Origin of the sequence: Micromonospora sp. NPDC047620 (assembly GCF_043205005.1) — a bacterium.
Lineage (GTDB): Bacteria > Actinomycetota > Actinomycetes > Mycobacteriales > Micromonosporaceae > Micromonospora.
In genome coordinates, this window is the sequence record NZ_JBIDDG010000082.1 from 1 (window position 1) to 2,248 (window position 2,248).

A 2,248-nucleotide genomic window follows, 5' to 3' on the forward strand; every position below is an offset into this window, starting at 1 on the left:
GGGTGCGGGCCACCTGTTCGGCGAACAACGCCGGAACCGACATCGCCGAGCGTGTGTGCGTGTGCAGTGCGGCGCGGTTGCCGATTTCGTCCAGCCGGGTGTGTTCGGTCTGGTCGAGCAGGTCCACCGACGACAGTGACCGCCCAGGGTCGCGGGTGATGGCGATCAGTGTTCGTTCCAGCCGTCGGATGAGTGTCTCGATGGTGGTGGCGTCGAAGATGTCGGTGCGGAATTCCACTGTGCCGGTGAGTCCGGCGGAGTCGCCGTGGTCGGTGAAGCGTTCCCCGAGGGAGAACGCTAGGTCCATGCGGGCGCTGTGGGTGTCCAACGGAAGCGAGGTGACGTCGAGGTCCTCGAGCTGCAACCCGGCGGTGGATTCGTTGTTCTCGGCGAAGTTCTGCCAGGCCAGCAACACCTGGACGAGGGGATGATGTACCAGGGACCTGGCGGGGTTGAGCCGTTCGACCAGTACCTCGAACGGTACGTGTTGGTGCTCGAACGCTTCCAGGCTCCGTGTCCGGACCTGAGTGAGTAACTCGGTGAAGGTGGGATCGCCGTTCAGGTCGACTCGGAGGACGAGGGTGTTGACGAAGAAGCCGACCAATTCGTCGAGGGCGGGGTCGTCGCGGCCGGCGACCGCGAATCCGATTGCTACATCGGGGCTGGCGCTGAGTTTCGACAACAGCACGGTCAGCGCGGTTTGGATGACCATGAAGTTGGTCGCGTTGTGTCGGCGTGCGATCCGGCTGATTTGTTGGTGTAGTTCGGGGGGCCAGTCGATTTCTACGGTGGCGCCGTGGTGGTCGGTGGTTGGTGGGTAGGGTCGGTCGGTGGGGAGTTCGAGGTGTTCGGGCATTCCGGCGAGGGTGTGTTCCCAGTACTCGAGTTCGGTGGTGATGGGGCTGTGGGGGTCGTGTAGGTCGCCGAGTTGGGTGCGTTGCCAGAGTGTGTAGTCGATGTATTGCACCGCCAACGGCGACAGATTCGGCGCTCGGCCCGCGCACCGGTCGGCATACGCCACACTCAAATCGGCGGCCAGCGGCCTCAGCGACCAGCCGTCAGCAGCGATATGGTGCATCACGATCACCAGCACGTGTTCTCGATGGGCAACTTCGAAAAGTCTTGCCCGCAAAGGAATCTCGGCCGCCAAGTCGAAGGGGTAGCATGCCGCCGCGTTGACCGCCGCATCCAGTTGGGTGCCCGACCACCCGGTCGCATCGACAACCTCCCACCCGAAATCGACCCGCTCGACGGGGATAACCACCTGCCGGGGCGTCCCCTCGACCGTGCCGAACACCGTGCGGAGGCTTTCATGCCGGCCCACCACATCGGCCAGCGCTGCACGCAGCGCCTCGACATCGAGCCCACCGCTCAACCGCAACGCCGCCGCCACGTTGTAGAGCGGGGAGGGGCCCTCCAGTTGGTCGATGAACCACAACCGTTGCTGGGCATACGACAACGGAACGCGCTCGGGGCGTTCGACGGGTACCAGTCGTGGGGATCGGCTCGAACCCGCACCATCGATACCGAGGGCCAGCCGGGCAACGGTGGGTGTGTCGAATACGGTGCGTACCGAGAGGTCGGTGTCGAGTGTGGTGTTGATCGCGGCGATCAGGCGCATCGCCGATAGTGAGTCTCCGCCGAGGTCGAAGAACGAGTCGTCGATGCCGACGTGGTCGAGTCCGAGTGTGTGGGCGTAGAGGGTGGCGAGGATTTCCTCGACGGGGGTGCTCGGGGCGCGATACCCGCTCGCCGCGTATTCGGGTGCCGGGAGAGCGCGGGTGTCGAGTTTGCCGTTGACGGTCAGTGGTAGTGCGGGCAGTGTCATGACTGCCGCGGGGATCATGTAGGCGGGGAGTTGTCGGGTGAGTCGGTTGCGTATTTCGGTGGGGTTTGCGGTGCCGGTGATGTAGGCGACGAGGCGTTTGTCTCCGGGGTGGTCTTCGCGGGCGATGACGGCTGCTTGTTCGATGCCGTCGAGTTGTGTTAGCGCGGTGCGGATTTCGCCGCATTCGATGCGGTATCCGCGGATTTTGACTTGTTCGTCGGCGCGGTCCACGTAGTGGAGTTGGCCGTCGCTTCCCCAGCGGACGAGATCTCCGGTGCGATACATCCGGGCCCCGGGCGCGGCGTATGGGCAAGCCACGAACCGTGTCGCGGTCAGTGCGCTGCGACGCCGATAGCCGCAGCTGACGCCGTCACCGGCCACATACAACTCACCTGTCACACCAACCGGCACCGGCCGCAG

Annotated in this window: 1 protein-coding gene; it reads right to left on the bottom strand. The window is 64.7% G+C overall.

The window, feature by feature from the left end; genetic code table 11:
* Positions 1–2,059: condensation domain-containing protein (locus ACGF5C_RS34260; RefSeq protein ID WP_393308491.1), on the bottom strand; the 2,059-nt coding region annotated here is incomplete at its 3' end.
* Positions 2,060–2,248: the final 189 nt, after the last annotated feature.